The organism is Brevundimonas sp. Leaf168, assembly GCF_001423685.1.
GTDB classification, from domain to species: Bacteria; Pseudomonadota; Alphaproteobacteria; order Caulobacterales; family Caulobacteraceae; genus Brevundimonas; species Brevundimonas vesicularis_C.
Window position 1 is genome coordinate 16,418 of sequence record NZ_LMOY01000010.1, and the last position, 13,536, is coordinate 29,953.

General features: G+C 63.9%; 11 protein-coding genes. 4 read left to right on the forward strand and 7 right to left on the reverse strand.

The window, feature by feature from the left end; translation table 11 throughout:
- Positions 1-23 precede the first annotated feature (23 nt).
- On the forward strand, positions 24-170 hold the full coding sequence (locus tag ASF81_RS15280; RefSeq protein ID WP_165116191.1) for a hypothetical protein: 147 nt from the start codon (positions 24-26) through the stop codon (positions 168-170).
- Between the two features lie 4 nt (positions 171-174).
- Here the strand turns inward: ASF81_RS15280 and ASF81_RS10825 are convergent, their stop codons facing one another.
- Entirely contained in the window at positions 175-714 is a 540-nt protein-coding gene (locus ASF81_RS10825) for a hypothetical protein (RefSeq protein ID WP_156363230.1), read from the reverse strand.
- A gap of 253 nt (positions 715-967) precedes the next feature.
- On the opposite strand from ASF81_RS10825, the gene ASF81_RS10830 reads away from it, so the two are divergent.
- Together ASF81_RS10830 and ASF81_RS10835 are read left to right on the forward strand one after the other, a co-directional pair.
- Entirely contained in the window at positions 968-3,925 is a 2,958-nt protein-coding gene (locus ASF81_RS10830) for a TonB-dependent receptor domain-containing protein (protein WP_055808522.1), read from the forward strand.
- Between the two features lie 142 nt (positions 3,926-4,067).
- The gene (locus tag ASF81_RS10835; protein WP_055808523.1) at positions 4,068-4,622 is read left to right on the forward strand and encodes a hypothetical protein; all 555 of its coding nucleotides are present in this window, start codon (positions 4,068-4,070) and stop codon (positions 4,620-4,622) included.
- Between the two features lie 45 nt (positions 4,623-4,667).
- Here ASF81_RS10835 and metH read toward each other — a convergent pair whose 3' ends face one another.
- From metH to ASF81_RS10855, 4 genes are read right to left on the reverse strand one after another with little or no spacing between them, the layout of a single operon-like run.
- Positions 4,668-7,334 carry a methionine synthase gene (gene metH / locus ASF81_RS10840; RefSeq protein ID WP_055808524.1) on the reverse strand — a complete coding sequence of 889 codons (2,667 nt, stop codon included), beginning with the start codon at positions 7,332-7,334 and terminating at the stop codon, positions 4,668-4,670.
- Entirely contained in the window at positions 7,335-8,417 is a 1,083-nt protein-coding gene (locus ASF81_RS10845) for a homocysteine S-methyltransferase family protein (RefSeq protein WP_055808525.1), read from the reverse strand.
- Positions 8,414-9,370, reverse strand: coding sequence for a methylenetetrahydrofolate reductase [NAD(P)H] (gene metF, locus ASF81_RS10850; protein WP_055808526.1), 957 nt, complete (start codon positions 9,368-9,370; stop codon positions 8,414-8,416). Before metF ends, ASF81_RS10845 begins: the two co-directional genes overlap by 4 nt.
- Complete coding sequence (locus tag ASF81_RS10855) at positions 9,370-10,329, reverse strand: metalloregulator ArsR/SmtB family transcription factor (RefSeq protein ID WP_055808527.1); 960 nt, start codon at positions 10,327-10,329, stop codon at positions 9,370-9,372. Before ASF81_RS10855 ends, metF begins: the two co-directional genes overlap by 1 nt.
- A gap of 119 nt (positions 10,330-10,448) precedes the next feature.
- Here ASF81_RS10855 and ASF81_RS10860 point away from each other — a divergent pair, with 119 nt between their 5' ends.
- Positions 10,449-10,853, forward strand: a complete 405-nt coding sequence (locus tag ASF81_RS10860; protein ID WP_055808528.1) for an EF-hand domain-containing protein — start codon at positions 10,449-10,451, stop codon at positions 10,851-10,853.
- Between the two features lie 2 nt (positions 10,854-10,855).
- On the opposite strand, the gene ASF81_RS10865 is transcribed toward ASF81_RS10860, so the two are convergent.
- Positions 10,856-11,782 carry a 2-hydroxyacid dehydrogenase gene (locus ASF81_RS10865; RefSeq protein ID WP_055808529.1) on the reverse strand — a complete coding sequence of 309 codons (927 nt, stop codon included), beginning with the start codon at positions 11,780-11,782 and terminating at the stop codon, positions 10,856-10,858.
- 29 nt (positions 11,783-11,811) lie between these two features.
- Entirely contained in the window at positions 11,812-13,479 is a 1,668-nt protein-coding gene (gene ettA / locus ASF81_RS10870) for an energy-dependent translational throttle protein EttA (protein WP_055755177.1), read from the reverse strand.
- Positions 13,480-13,536 lie beyond the last annotated feature (57 nt).

The window sequence follows — 13,536 nt, forward strand, 5'->3', positions numbered from 1 at the left end:
TAATCATGCCTGAAGCGCCCACAATGGCCCGTTCGATCGCCAACGCTGTATCAAATCGGCTTCCGTTCGTCGCGGCGGCGATCCTGTGTCTCGCCGCGGTGCAACTGATCGCCGCCTCCTGCACGCCGGAGCCCGCGCCCTATGCGGCGCGGGTGATGATCCAACGCTAGAGGCCTACTCGCGGCGGACTCGGAAAGCTGGATCGTTCGCCACCTTCATCATGTAGCTTCCGAGCGCAGCCCTTCGCACGGTCACCGGATACTGCCGGTTCGCCGAAAAGAGCACATCCACGCCGTCGGTCTTTCGCCATACCGAGCCGTCATCCAGCGTGATGGACCATTCGCCCCTGCCAAGGTTTCGGGCTGATGTCATCGTCGCCGAGATGGACTGCAATTCTTCGGATCGTCCTGACCCGCTGAAAGGGTTCAAGCCCGTGACGTTGAAGCCGAACAATCGACGTTGATTCTGTTGCACATCCTGCCGGCTGACGATCGCAACCTCGCCGGCGGCCGACAATCGAGCCGCGGCGGCGTCGAAACAGGCCAGTCGGGCGGCATCGGCCCCAATCGTCATGCATTGCGTGACGGCTCCGACCAGGTCGCTCCCCGACGAAGACAAATCTTGCTGCGCCAGAGCATGGCTTGACCAAAAAATAACCGATGCAACCGATAGAACGGTGATTTTCTTGGCGCTTACGACAGCTGAGCGGGTCATAATCTTCTTCGTCTCGTTAAGTTGGCGGCCAGTATATCACTAGAAATCAAGGTGTGTCCGATGTCGCTGTAGCGACTACGGTGTGTCGTCTTTGCGACAGGCGTGTCGCCAATGTGTCCAAGCGCCACCTTCTCGCTGGACTTGGCGCCTGCGTTGGTATGCTCTCGCGCCCAACCGATCGCATGGTCGGCAAATGGCTAATGTATTGAGCAGTTCGTTTCTAACGATCTTGGCTCTTCTGGGAGAACAAGCCTTGAACACCAACAGATATCGTCGCGGCCTGCTGGCAACCACGATCATCGGCGGCGCCGTTTTGGCGATGGCCGCTACGCCCTCGTTCGCACAGTCGGCTGACGACCAAGCGACCGACGTCGGCGAGATCGTCGTCACGGGTTCGCGCATCGCCCGTCAGGACTATCGTTCGACCAGCCCGATCGTCACCGTCACCGCCCAGGATTTCCAGGCGACGGGTTCGGTCACGATCGACACCTTGATCAACGATCTGCCGCAGTTCACGCCGTCGATCTCGTCGACCTCGAACAACCCGTCCAATGGCGGCCAGGCCAACATCAACCTGCGTAACCTCGGCTCGAACCGCACGCTGGTTCTGATGAACGGCCGTCGCGTCGTGCCGTCGAACTCGGACGGTTCGGTTGACGTCAACCTGATCCCGACCGCCCTGATCAAGAACATCGAAGTTATCTCGGGCGGCGCCTCGGCGGCGTATGGTTCGGACGCCCTGGCGGGTGTCGCGAACTTCATCCTGGACGAGAACTTCTCGGGCGTTCAGGTCGACGCCCAGTACGGCGAAACCGATCGCAGCGACGGCAAGACCGAAAGCTATTCGGTCACCGTCGGCGGCAACTTCGACGATGACCGCGGCAACATGGTGCTGTCGCTTGGCCGTTCGACCCGCGATGTGATCTTCAACGCCGCGCGTGACTTCTCGGCTGTGTCCGGTCCTTCGGGCACCTCGCCGCTGGGTTCGACGATCTTCGACGGTAACAACCTGCCCAGCCTGGCCGCAGTTCGCGCCTATTTCGGCAACGCGACCCTGTCCAACACTGGCGCCTTTGGCTTCAATGACGACAACTCGCTGTTCTCGTATACAGGCAAGCTGAACGTCAAGAATCCGGCTGGCGCTGGAAATGAATACACGGCTCCGGGCGCTGACTATACGTTCAACACCGGTCCGCTGAACTACTTGCAGTTGCCGCTAGAGCGCTACAACGTTTACGGCGGCGGTCGATACAAGATCAACGACAACGCTGAAGTTTACGCGAATGCGCTGTTCACTCAGTATATCGCCGACACCGAACTGGCCGCCAGTCCGGCAGCCAGTGGCACCGGCTTCCGCGTTCCCGCGACCAACCCGTTCATCACTGCTGATCTTCGGGGCCTGCTGAACACGCGCGCCAACCCGAACGGTTCGTTCCTGCTCAACAAGCGTTTCACCTCGCTGGGCGGCCGTCACTCGACGGAAGAGTACAACATCTACCAAATCACGACGGGCGTCCGTGGTCAGGTTCCGCAAAGCAGCTGGACCTATGACGTCTACGGTTCGTATGGTCGCGTTTCGAACACGACCACCCAGACGGGAAACGTGTCGCGCTCTTCGGTTCAGCGCCTGCTGGACGCGGCGGACGGCGGCGCTAGCCTTTGCGCAGGTGGCTTCGATCCGTTCGGCGTGACGACCTTGTCAGCCGAGTGCAACAGCTACATCGGTCGCTCGGCTCGCAACTCGACCGTGACGGAACAACGTGTCATCGAAGCTTCGCTGCAAGGTAAGGCGTTCGACTTGCCTGCCGGTGAAGTGCGCGTCGCTCTTGGTGCTCAGTATCGCCAGGATGACTTCGCATTCGGCGCCGATTCCTCGCTCGCACAACAGAACGCTGTGACGCCTCACCTTGGTGCCAACGGCCTTCCGGATGGCGGCAATGTCGGCGGTTCGGAAATCGCCGGCTTCAACCCGACGCCTTCGTTGAGCGGCGGCACGAACTCGAAGGAACTGTTCATCGAAGCCCTAGTGCCGTTGCTTGCGGACCTCCCCTTCATCGAGCAACTGGATCTGAACCTCGGCTATCGCTACGCCGACTACAGCACCGCTGGCGGCACCCAAGCCTATCGTGCTGAACTCGACTGGACCGTCGCCGGCGGCCTGCGCGCTCGCGGTGGTTACAGCCGTTCGGTTCGTGCGCCTTCGATCGGTGAACTGTTCGCTACCGCCAGCACGGACTTCCCGAACATCGGCGCGCCTTCGGCAGCCGGTACGGGCGGTGACCCCTGCGATATCCGCAGCAGCTTCCGTCAAGGTTCGAATGCCGCCGCAGTTCGGGCGCTCTGCCTGGCTCAAGGCATTTCGTCTCAGGCAATCGACCAATACACCTACTCGAATAACCAAGTCGAAAGCCGTACAGGCGGCAACCCCGACCTGTTCGAGGAAACTTCGGACAGCTGGTCCGCCGGTCTGGTGTATCAGTCGCAGTTCGCTTCGCCCTGGCTTTCGGGCTTCTCGGCCTCGATCGATTACTACAATATCGAGATCACTGACGCGATCGGCTCCATTGACGCGCCTGACTCGTTGGCGGGTTGCTTCAACGTGACGGGCGAAAACCCGACGTTTGACGCGTCCAACAGCTACTGCCAGCTGTTCCGTCGCGATTCTCTGTCGGGCAACATCGTCGGTGCGATCGAAAACCAGGCCAACCTGGGCATGATCAAGACATCGGGCATCGACTTCCAAGCTGACTGGGCCTTCAACATCGCCGACATCGGCGGTGGCGATTGGGGCCGTCTGAAGTTCAACACGGTAATCAGCTGGCTTGAGAACTATGAAGACAACGTCGTCGAAGGCGGCGTCTTCACGGATCGCACAGGCACGATCGACAGCTCGTTCGGCAACACCTTCCCTGAATGGAAAGCCTTGAGCTCGGTGACTTGGGCCAGCGGTCCGTTCTCCGTCGGCGCACGCTGGCGTCGGGTCGGCGAGGTCACGGTGATCAACACCACCGAGGTTCTGCCTTCGATCGACTACTTCGACCTAAACGGTTCGTGGTCCGTCAGCGACACGGTCGCCCTGCGCGCCGGCGTCAACAACCTGACCGACGAGCAGCCCAACATCTTCTCGCCGGGCGTTCAGGCCAACACCGACCCGTCGACCTATGACGTGCTGGGGCGCCGCTACTACGTCGGTCTGACGGCCAAGTTCTAAGGCCGGTTAACGACACGAGACTGAGGCGGCGGAGCAACGCTCCGCCGCCTTTTTCGTTTAAGCGGCGCCGTAGAAAAACCATTCGGGCGGGCGAGCGTTACGGATCGTCGCCTGTTTGCGGCGCGCCCCTCCAAGGAAGATCATGCTGAAATTTGTCGTTCCCGGACTATCGGTCCTGTCGCTGCTGGCTGCCGGCGCGGCTGTCGCTCAAACGCAGGATGGGCCGATCGTGACGGGTAATCGCTCGGGCGAGACCGCCGATGCGTTGAAGACGCGCGAGGCCATCGCCTATGCACGGCCGTTGCCGCGCGGCGCGCCGAGTGCAGACTATCCGCTGGTGGCGTGGTGCGATGCCCTGGTGACGGGCCATGCCGATCTGGGCGAGACGCTGACGTCGCGTGCGCCGGAGGATGTCGAGTTGGTGCGTCTGGGCCGTCTCGAAGCCCAGGATTTCCGTAGCGCCTTGGCGGCGGCCGCGCCGCGCCAGTCGGCGGCTTCGAAGGCCGAGGCCGAGCAGGCCGTCGCCGCGGTCAAGGCGCAGTGGGCGCCGCTGATGGCCAATCCCGACGCCGAGGCGCGCAGCCAGTCGTTCGGCCTGTTCTTCGGTCTGCCGGGCCGCTGTGAGCACGCCGCGCGCCGCCTGCGCGATAACATCACTACGCCGCCCGCCACGCTGGAGAGCGTCGGCATCAACTGATCGGTTCGGCGGTTACCGGATGGCAGACGGCGGCTTGAGCCCGGCTCAAGCCGCCGTTTCGCGTTTGGCGGCGTACTGGTCGTAGTTGAGGATGGGGGCCAGCCAGCGTTCGGCGGTGGCGACGTCCCAGCCCTTGCGGCGGGCGTAGTCCTCGACCTGGTCCAGATCGATCTTGCCGACGCCGAAGTAGTGGCTGCCCGGATGGCCGAAATAGAGGCCCGAAACCGAGGCCGGCGGCGTCATGGCGAAGCTTTCCGTCAGGGCCATGCCGGCATTATCCTCGGCCTGAAGCAGACGGAACAGGGTGGCTTTTTCCGTGTGATCGGGCTGGGCTGGATAACCGGGGGCAGGGCGGATGCCCTGGTACTGTTCGGCGATCAGCGCATCGATGTCGGCCGTTTCGTCGGAGGCATAGCCCCACAGGGTGGTGCGAACTTCCTTGTGCAGCCGTTCGGCGAAAGCCTCGGCCAGGCGGTCGGCCAAGGCTGTGGCGAGGATGGCGGAATAATCGTCGCCGACGTCCTTGAATCGTTTGGCGATCTCCAACTCGCCGTGGCCGGCGGTAACGGCGAAGGCGCCGATGTAGTCGTCGCTCTCCTCGGCGATGAAGTCCGATAGAGCCAGGTTCGGCTTGCCGTTCGACTTCTTGATCTGCTGGCGCAGGGTGTGGAAGCGGGCGATCTCCGCGTCGCGGCCTTCGTCGGCGAAGACGATGACATCGTCGCCGTCGGCGCGGGCGGGCCAGAAGCCGACCACGCCCTTGGCCGTGAACCACTTCTCGTCGATGATCCGCTTCAGCATGACTTGCGCATCGGCGAACAGGTCGCGCGCGGCCTCGCCGACGATCTCGTCGTCCAGGATCAGCGGATAGCGACCGATCAACTCCCAGCTGGCGAAGAAGGGGGTCCAGTCGATGTGGTCGGCGAGGTCCTGCAGGTCCCAGGCGTCGAAGGATTTCACGCCGATAAAGGACGGCCTGCCGGGCATGGGCTGGGCGGGGTCGATGCGGAAGCGGTTCTCGCGTGCCTGAGCCAGGGTGGCGCGGGCTTTCACCTCCTGGCCGCGAGCATATTGCTCACGGATGCGAATGTATTCGTCGCGGGTGGCGGCCTCGTTCTTCGCGCGCTCGGTCTTGGACAGCAGGCCCGAAACGACGCTGACGGCGCGCGACGCGTCGACGACATAGGTGGTCGAACCCCGGCGGTAGGCGGGCTCGATCTTGACCGCCGTATGGGTGCGGCTAGTGGTTGCGCCCCCGATCAGCAGAGGGATGTCGAAGCCGCGCCGCTCCATCTCGGCGCCGACAAAGACCATTTCGTCCAGCGAAGGCGTGATCAGGCCCGACAGACCGATGATGTCGACGTTATGGGCCTTGGCCTCGTCCAGGATGCGGTCGGCCGGGACCATGACGCCCAGGTCTATGACCTCGTAGTTGTTACATTGCAGCACGACGCCGACGATGTTCTTGCCGATGTCGTGGACGTCGCCCTTGACGGTGGCCATCAGGATGCGGCCCGCCTGCTCGCGCGGCTTGCCGGCCTTTTCGGCCTCCATGAACGGCTCCAGCCAGGCGACGGCCTGTTTCATCACGCGTGCGGACTTCACCACCTGCGGCAGGAACATCTTGCCCGAGCCGAACAGGTCGCCAACCACATTCATCCCATCCATCAGCGGGCCTTCGATGACGTGCAGCGGACGTTCGACACCCAGTCGGGCCTCTTCGGTGTCAGCCTCGATGAACTCGGTGATGCCGTTGACCAGGGCGTGTTCGATCCGTTTGCCGACCGGTTGGTCGCGCCATTTCAGATCGACGACGCGGGCCTGACCCTTCTCGCCCTTGTAGCGGGGGGCCATGTCGACCAGCCGTTCGGTGTTCGAGACATTGGTCCGCTGGGGGCGGTTCAGGATCACGTCCTCGACCGCCTCGCGCAGCTCGGGATCGATGTCGTCATAGACTGGCAGGTCGCCTGCGTTGACGATGCCCATGTCCATGCCGGCCGCAATGGCGTGATACAGGAAGACGCTGTGGATCGCCCGGCGCACCGGCTCGTTGCCGCGGAAGCTGAACGAGACGTTCGACACCCCGCCGCTGATACGGGCGTAGGGCAGGGTGGATTTGATGACCTTGACCGCCTCGATGAAGTCGACGGCGTAGTTGTCGTGCTCTTCAATCCCTGTCGCCACGGCGAAGATGTTGGGGTCGAAGATGATGTCCTCGGACGGGAAGCCGACCTCGTTGACCAGAATGTCATAGGCGCGGGTGCAGATCTCGATCTTGCGCGCGGCGGTGTCGGCCTGGCCCACCTCGTCGAAGGCCATGACCACGACGGCGGCGCCGTAGCGCAGGCATTTGATCGCATGGTCACGGAAGGCCTGCTCGCCCTCCTTCATGCTGATCGAGTTGACGATGGGCTTGCCCTGAACGCACTTCAGGCCCGCCTCGATCACTTCCCATTTGGAGCTGTCGATCATCACCGGCACGCGGGCGATGTCGGGCTCGGCCGCGATAAGGTTCAGGAAGGTCCGCATGGCGACGACGCCGTCCAGCAGCCCTTCATCCATATTGACGTCGATGATCTGGGCGCCGGCCTCGACCTGTTGACGGGCGACGTCCAGCGCGGCCGAATAGTCGCCCTCGACCACTAGCTTGCGGAATTTGGCCGAGCCGGTGACGTTGGTCCGTTCGCCGACGTTGATGAAGACAGGACGCACTTACGCTACCAATTCAAAAGGTTCGAGGCCGGACAGACGCAGGGCCACCGGCCGTTCCGGGATGGCGCGCGGCTTCAGCGGCGCGACCTCTTCGGCGACGTGACGAATGTGATCCGGCGTCGTGCCGCAACAGCCGCCGACGATGTTGACCAGGCCGGAGGCGGCCCATTCCTCGATGAAGTGGGCGGTCTCGTGCGGTTCTTCGTCGTATTGGCCCATGGCGTTGGGAAGGCCGGCGTTGGGATAGGCGGCGACCAGGGTGTCGGCGACGCGGCTCAGCTCGGCGATGAAGGGTCGCATCAGGTCGGCGCCCAAGGCGCAGTTGAAGCCGACGGCGAAGGGTTTGGCATGGCGCACGCTGTTCCAGAAGGCCTCGGCGGTCTGACCCGACAGGGTGCGGCCAGAACGATCGGTGATGGTGCCGCTGATCCAGATGGGCAGGGCGTCCATGCCCTCGTCTTCCAGATCCTTAATCGCCTTGATCGCAGCCTTGCAGTTCAGCGTGTCGGTGATGGTTTCGATCAGATAGAGATCGACCCCGCCCTCGTTCAGCGCCTTCACCTGATGACGATAGGCCTCGTAGACCTGGTCGAAGGTCACGCTGCGGGCGCCGGGGTCGTTCACGTCGGACGACATCGACAGCATCTTGTTTAGCGGGCCGATGGAGCCGGCGGCGAACCGCGGCTTGTGCGGCTCCTTTTCCGTCCAGCGGTCGGCGGCGGCGCGGGCCAGTTTCGCGCCTTCCAGATTGATGTCCCACACCGCCTGGGCGTCTAGGGCGTAGTCCTCCTGGGCGATGGTGGTGCCGGAGAAGGTGTTGGTTTCGGAAATGTCGGCGCCGGCGGCGAAATACTGGTCGTGCAGGTCGGCGATGACGTCGGGCCGCGTGATGCAGAGGATGTCGTTGTTCCCCTTCATCTGGTGTTTCTCGTCATAGCCGTTGGCGGCGACGAAGCGGTCCGCGCGGAAGTCCGCCTCGTCCAGCCCGCGACGCTGGATCATGACACCCCAACTGCCATCGAGGACCAGGATGCGCTCCTTGGCCGCCCGATGCAGGGCGGCGATGCGTTCTGCGCAGGTCATTGAGCTGCCGCCGTCTCGCGCACGCCCAGAACGCGACAGATCGCATAGACGAGGTCGGCGCGGTTCAGGGTGTAGAAATGGAAGTCCGAGAAGCCCTCTTCCTGCAGGCGCGCGCAAGTCTCGGCGGCGACCGAGGCGGCCAGCAGTTTGCGGGTTTCGGGATCGTCGTCCAGGCCGTCGAAATGCGCCTTCAGCCAGTCAGGGATGCTGGCGCCGCACGCGTCGCACATCCGCTGAAGACCGGCGAAGTTGGACACGGGCATGACGCCGGGGATCAGGGGGATGGTGACGCCCGCCGCCCGCACCCGGTCGCGGAACCGCAGGAAGGCGTCGATGTCGAAGAAGAACTGGCTGACGGCGCGGGTTGCTCCGACGTCGACCTTGGCCTTCAGCACCTCTATGTCGTTATCGATGGAAGGGCTTTCGGGATGGCGTTCTGGATAGGCGCCGACCGTGACGTCGAATCCGCCGATGCGGTTGATGGCGGCTGTCAGCTCGGTGGCGTTGGCATAGCCGTCGGCGCGCGGCTGATAGACGCCGCCGATCCCAGCCCCGCCGGGCGGATCGCCGCGCAGGGCCACGATGTGATCGACTCCGATCGCCTTGTAGCCTTCGATGACCTCGTCGACTTCTTCCCGGCTGGCCTCGACGCAGGTCAGGTGGGCGGCAGGGCGGAGCGAAGTCTCGGTGATGATGCGCTGGACTGTGCGGTGGGTCCGCTCGCGGGTCGAACCGCCGGCGCCATAGGTGACGGAGACGAAGGCGGGGTTAAGCGGCTCCAGACGACGGATCGCCTTCCACAGATTGGCCTCGGCCTCATCGGTCTTGGGCGGAAAGAATTCGAACGAGACGCGCACGGCTTCGCGGTTCGATCCGGCGCGGGCAACGGGGCCAAGCGGCGACAGCAGCAGGGCGCGGGCGTCGGCTAAATTGAGGGAGGCGGAGGAGGCCATCAGGCGGTCTTTCTGTCCTGGACGCGGCGTTCCGCCGTCCAGATGGTCACGGTCAGGCCCTCGGCATCGTGGGGCAGGGCGATGGGGGCCGATGGCGTCAGGCCGCCGTCAATCAGCCAGCCGTTGATCTCGCTGTCGGCGAAGCCCAGGCGGCGATGCTGATGCGCCTCACGCATATGTTCGAAGTCGTGCGGGGCGAAGTCGATGATGACCAGGCGGCCGCCCGGACTGACCAGACGCGCGGCCTCGGCGACGGCGGCGGACGGATCGGACAGGTAGTGCAGCACCTGATGCACGATCACCAGATCGGCGCTGGCGGCGGGCAGGCGGGTGGCGAAGATGTCGCCGTGGCGCAGTTCGACCTGCTCCACGCCCGCCTTGGTGACGTTGGTGCGGGCGATGTTCAGCATGTTCTGGCTGAGGTCCAGCCCGACTGACATCTTGGCCTTCTTGCCGAACAGGGTCAGCATCCGGCCAGAACCTGTGCCCAGATCGACGACACGTTCGAAGGGGCCGGGACCGACCGCCTTTTCCAGCGCCGCCTCGACAGCGCTTTCGCTGACGTAGAGCGAACGCAGGCGGTCCCACTGGGGCGCAACCTGTTCGAAATAGCTGGCAGCGGCTTCCTCGCGGTCCTTGCGGACCTCGTCCAGACGCCGATGATCCGCCTCGCCGGCGTCCTCGGCCAGGATGTCCAGCACCGTGTCGATCAGCCGGCGCGCCTGGGCGTCATGCGACAGGCGGTAGTAGACGCGGGCGCCGTCGGGAAAGCGTTCGATCAGCCCGGCGTCGGTCATCAGCTTGAGATGGCGCGACACCCGGGGTTGGCTCTGGTCCAGGATGCGGGACATTTCCATGACCGACAGCTCTTCGCCCGCCAGCAGCGACAGAACACGCAAACGGGTGGGTTCGCCGGCGGCGCGGAGGGCTTCGACAGTCTGATCTGCGGACAAACTCATATGCTCATATAAAGATATCCTTATATGATTTGGCAAGTGAAATCGGTTCCTTGGAACCGCGTCGACGGGAATGGTTTGTGCGCGCGTTAAAGCCCACAGACCCGTCTTGGAGTGATCTCATGCGTAGCCTGTTCATCGCCGCCCTTGCTCTCGCCACCGCCGGTACGGCGTTGGCCCAGAGCGACTTTCCCGAGACGCCCATGCCTCAAATGTCTGGGCCTGAAATGTCAGGACGGTCCATGGGCGGACAGATGCGGCCGCCGGAGCGCGAAAATCTGGCCCAGATGCAGGCGCGCATGACCCAGATGTTCAACCGCCTAGACGCCAATGAAGACGGCGTGGTCGACGCCAGCGAACTGGCCAATGCGCGCGGCGGTCGGATGCTGACGCGCTTCGACGCCGATGCCGACGGACGCATTACTCGCGAAGAGTTCGACGTGGGCCTCGCCGCCGCCTTCAAGGCGATGGACAAGAACGGCGACGGCGTGGTGACGGCGGACGAGCGTCCGCAGCGTTCCCGCTAAAGTCAGACGACGGGCGTCTTCAGCGGCTCGCCCGCGAAATGCGCCTGCAGATTTTCGATCAGCAGCATCAGCATGCCCTGCACCCCGGCAGTCGTGGCCCCGGCGGTGTGGGGCGTCAGAATGACATTGGGCACGTCGGCCCAGCGGGCTGGGTCTGTCGGCTCTTCGATGAAGACATCCAGGGCCGCCTGACCCAATGTCCCTGACTTCAAGGCGGCGATCAGGGCGTCCTCGTCCACGACCTGACCGCGCGAGACGTTGACCAGCAGGCCGTCGGGACCAAGCGCCTCGATGATGTCCGGCGAGATCAGACCGCGATTGGTCTCGTCCGCCTTGCAGGCGACGACGAGGATGTCGCTGGCCTTGGCGAGCGCCAGCAGGCTGTCGGCGCGTGGCCATTCGGCGTCGTGCGGCCGCGGCCCCCACCAACTGACCGCCATTCGGAAGGCCTCGGCGCGGTCGGCGACGGCCTTGCCGATGTGGCCCAAGCCGACGATGCCCAGCTTCTGGCCCGCGAGCGACGTTGTGATGGTGCGTGTCTCGAAGGTCCAGCCGCCGGCGCGGACCTGACGGTCGCCCGAGGTGATCTGGCGGCGTGCTGCCAGGATCAAGCCCAAGGCGTGATCAGCGACATCCTCGTGATTGACGCCGGGGGCGTGGGTGACGGGCAGACCGCGCTGGCGGCACCAGTCGATGTCGATCCCGTCATAGCCGGAGGTAAAACAGGCGATCAGGTCGAGATTGGGCAGGCGTTCGATCAGCGCCTTGTCCAGCGGCGCCTCGCCGGCGACGACCATGGCGCGGATGTCGTGGGCGGCCTCGATCGGCGGACCTTCCCAGAAGCGATAGACGTCGTAGGCGCTCTCCAGAAATCCCGAGAGCGGAGCGAGATGCCGCTGCATGATGAGAACGGCGGGGCGTTGGGTCATGCAGCGGCTCCTCTTGTCAGGTTAGGCGATTAGCGCCCGAACTTCTGGTGCTGAATACGCTTCGGAATGATGCTGTCCGCGCCCAGGCGACGCATCTTGTCCTGTTCGTAGGCTTCGAAGTTGCCCTCGAACCATTCCACGTGGCCGTCGCCCTCGAAGGCGAGGATGTGGGTGGCCAGGCGGTCAAGGAACCAGCGGTCGTGGGAGATGACCACGGCGCAGCCCGCGAACTCTTCCAGAGCCTCTTCGAGGTTCTGAAGGGTTTCGATGTCCAGGTCGTTGGTCGGTTCGTCGAGCAGGATCAGATTGCCGCCCGAGGCCAGGGTCTTGGCCAGGTGGACGCGGTTGCGCTCACCGCCGGAAAGCTGGCCGACCTTCTTCTGCTGGTCGCCGCCCTTGAAGTTGAAGCTGCCGACATAGGCGCGGGTGTTGATCTCGCGCTTGCCGACCATCATCACGTCTGTGCCACCCGAGATGGCCTGCCAGATGGTCTCGTCGGGCTTCAGGTCGTCGCGCGACTGATCGACATAGGCCAGTTTAACGGTTTCACCGACCTTGATCGTGCCGCCGTCAGGCTGTTCTTGGCCGGTGATCAGCTTGAACATGGTCGACTTGCCGGCGCCGTTCGGGCCGATGACGCCGACGATGCCGTTGGGCGGCAGTTTGAAGGTCAGGTTGTCGAACAGCGTCTTGTCGCCGTAGGTCTTTTGCAGACCCTCGACTTCCAGAACGACGTTGCCGAGGCGCGGCCCGGGCGGGATCTGGATGTGGGCGTGCGTCTGGGCGCCGCGCATCGATTCCTGTTCCTCGACCATCCGCTCGTAGGCGGCCAGACGGGCCTTGGACTTGGCCTGACGGGCCTTGGCGCCCGAACGAACCCATTCCAGTTCGCGGGTGAGGGCGCGCTGGCGGGCTTCGGATTCCGACTGCTCCTGCACGACGCGCTTGGTCTTGGCTTCCAGCCACGAGGAATAGTTGCCCTCGTGCGGGTGGCCCTTGCCGCGGTCCAGTTCCAGCGTCCACTTGGTGACGAGGTCCAGGAAATAGCGGTCGTGGGTCACCAGGATGACGCAGCCGGGGAAGTTTTCCAGGTGGTGCTGCAGCCAGGCGACGGATTCGGCGTCCAGGTGGTTGGTCGGTTCGTCGAGCAGCAGCATGTCGGGCTTGGACAGCAGCAGGCGGGCCAAGGCCACGCGGCGCTTTTCACCGCCGGATAGGTTGGTGACTTCCCAATCGTCGGGCGGGCAGCGCAGGGCGCCCATGGCCTGGTCGATGCGGCTGTCGATGTCCCAGACGTCGCCGGCGTCGATCTTCTCCTGAAGGGAGGTCATCTCCTCCATCAGTTCGTCGGTGTAGTTTTCGCCCAGTTCGGCGGCGACTTCGTTGAAGCGGTTGACCCACTGCTTCTCTTCGCACCAGGCCTCGACGTTCTGGCGCACGTTCAGGGCCGGATCGAGCTGGGGCTCCTGTTCCAGATAGCCGCGCTTGATGCCGTCGGCGGCGCGGGCCTCGCCGTTGAACTCGTTGTCCAGGCCGGCCATGATCTTCAGCAGGGTGGACTTACCCGAGCCGTTGACGCCGACGACGCCGATCTTGGCGTCGTTGTAGAAGCTGAGCCAGATGTTCTCGAAGATCTTGCGGCCGCCGGGGAAGGTCTTGGTCAGACCCTGCATCTGGAAAATATATTGCTGCGCCATGAGGTGCGGTGCGCCCTTCGGGTTCGTCTGAATGGGGAGTTGCGCCGGATGTAGCGA

Bases quoted from the DNA above. Each gene is read 5' to 3' on its own strand.
- ASF81_RS10865 (WP_055808529.1), bottom strand. From the start codon at position 11,782: ATGACCCAACGCCCCGCCGTTCTCATCATGCAGCGGCATCTCGCTCCG.
- ASF81_RS10825 (WP_156363230.1), bottom strand. From the start codon at position 714: ATGACCCGCTCAGCTGTCGTAAGCGCCAAGAAAATCACCGTTCTATCG.
- ASF81_RS10860 (WP_055808528.1), top strand. From the start codon at position 10,449: ATGCGTAGCCTGTTCATCGCCGCCCTTGCTCTCGCCACCGCCGGTACG.
- ASF81_RS10845 (WP_055808525.1), bottom strand. From the start codon at position 8,417: ATGACCTGCGCAGAACGCATCGCCGCCCTGCATCGGGCGGCCAAGGAG.
- ASF81_RS10855 (WP_055808527.1), bottom strand. From the start codon at position 10,329: ATGAGTTTGTCCGCAGATCAGACTGTCGAAGCCCTCCGCGCCGCCGGC.
- ettA (WP_055755177.1), bottom strand. From the start codon at position 13,479: ATGGCGCAGCAATATATTTTCCAGATGCAGGGTCTGACCAAGACCTTC.
- ASF81_RS15280 (WP_165116191.1), top strand. From the start codon at position 24: ATGGCCCGTTCGATCGCCAACGCTGTATCAAATCGGCTTCCGTTCGTC.
- metF (WP_055808526.1), bottom strand. From the start codon at position 9,370: ATGGCCTCCTCCGCCTCCCTCAATTTAGCCGACGCCCGCGCCCTGCTG.
- ASF81_RS10835 (WP_055808523.1), top strand. From the start codon at position 4,068: ATGCTGAAATTTGTCGTTCCCGGACTATCGGTCCTGTCGCTGCTGGCT.